Origin of the sequence: Dietzia sp. CW19 (assembly GCF_014145265.1) — a bacterium.
In the GTDB taxonomy this organism is placed as follows: Bacteria; Actinomycetota; Actinomycetes; order Mycobacteriales; family Mycobacteriaceae; genus Dietzia; species Dietzia natronolimnaea.
On sequence record NZ_JAALEE010000427.1, the window covers coordinates 1 to 1,261 of the forward strand.

A 1,261-nucleotide genomic window follows, 5' to 3' on the forward strand; every position below is an offset into this window, starting at 1 on the left:
TCCCCCAGCCACTCCCGTGCCAGCGTGCGCAGACGGCGCTGCTTGACCGCGATCACCGATTCGGCCGGTGTTCCGAACCCGGGGCCGGTCCGCGTGCGGACCTCGACGAACCGCAGCCGTCCCTCTGCGTCCAGGGCGACCAGGTCGAGTTCCCCCGTCCGACTCCGCCAGTTCCGGCTGATCACCGCGCCCCCACGCGCCTCGATCAGCCCCGCGGCATGCGCCTCCCCGATCGCCCCGGTCCGTCGGCGACCGTCACCCCCGTGCGTGCCGGCGACCGATCCCGCCCTGTCCCCCGCCATCCCGAGCCCCTCCCAGGCGGCCCGGTCCGTCCGGGCCACCGCGGCTCACCATGCCGGACGACGACGGCCCGACCCGCTGGACGCGGATCGGGCCGGGGGCACCCTGTGGAGGCGCGGGAGGCTGTGGGGGGACCAGCCGCCGGGTTCTACTCAGGGAGGCGGAGTTCGGGCTTGTCGAGCTCCTCGATGTTGACGTCCTTGAAGGTCAGGACCCGCACGTACTTCACGAAACGCGCAGGTCGGTACATATCCCACACCCAGGCGTCGGACATCCGGACGTCGAAGTAGACCTCACCGTCCGCGGACCGCGGGATCAGTTCGACCGCGTTCGCGAGATAGAAGCGCCGCTCCGTCTCGACGACGTAGGTGAACTGACCGACGATGTCGCGGTACTCGCGGTACAGCGAGAGCTCCATCTCGGTCTCGTAGTTCTCCAGATCCTCGGCGCTCATCTAGTGCTGCTCCTCGAATGCGCCTGGGCGGCGCGACGGACGTTGGCGTACGACATCCGGTGGATGTCGCTGGGACCGAGCTGCTCGATCGCCCTGGCGTGACCCGGGGTGCTGTACCCCTTGTGGGCGGCGAACCCGTAGCCCGGGTACCTCGGGTCGAGGTCCACCATAATCCGATCGCGGGTGACCTTTGCGAGGACACTCGCGGCGGCGATGGATGCGACGACCGCGTCGCCCCCGATCACCGCCGTGGACTGGCATCCGAGCCCGTCCACAGCGAATCCGTCGGTGAGGACGAAGCCGGGTGCCGGGTCGAGAGCGGCCACCGCGCGACGCATCCCCTCGAGGTTGCACCGGTGGACGCCCCGCTCGTCGATGCGATCGGGCTCGATCACGACCACGGACACCGCGGCCGCCCTCCGCAGCACGGCGTCGTGGAGCCGTTCCCGGGTGGGCTGGGACAGCTTCTTGGAGTCGTCGAGGTCGGCGAGGTCGGGGGCGAGCCGG

General features: G+C 70.5%; 3 protein-coding genes. All 3 read right to left on the reverse strand.

The annotated features are described in order from the left end of the window. The coding region (locus G6021_RS12620; RefSeq protein WP_347238966.1) for a YraN family protein at positions 1-341 on the reverse strand (341 nt) is incomplete at its 3' end. A 107-nt stretch (positions 342-448) separates the two neighbouring features. After that, positions 449-754 (reverse strand): DUF2469 domain-containing protein, encoded by a 306-nt coding sequence (locus G6021_RS12625; protein WP_007632861.1) that lies wholly within the window; start codon positions 752-754, stop codon positions 449-451. Continuing rightward, the coding region (locus tag G6021_RS12630) for a ribonuclease HII (protein WP_241736544.1) at positions 751-1,261 on the reverse strand (511 nt) is incomplete at its 5' end. The genes G6021_RS12630 and G6021_RS12625, both read right to left, overlap by 4 nt.

Coding starts and splice junctions, on each gene's coding strand:
- G6021_RS12625 (WP_007632861.1), bottom strand. CDS start 754: ATGAGCGCCGAGGATCTGGAGAACTACGAGACCGAGATGGAGCTCTCG.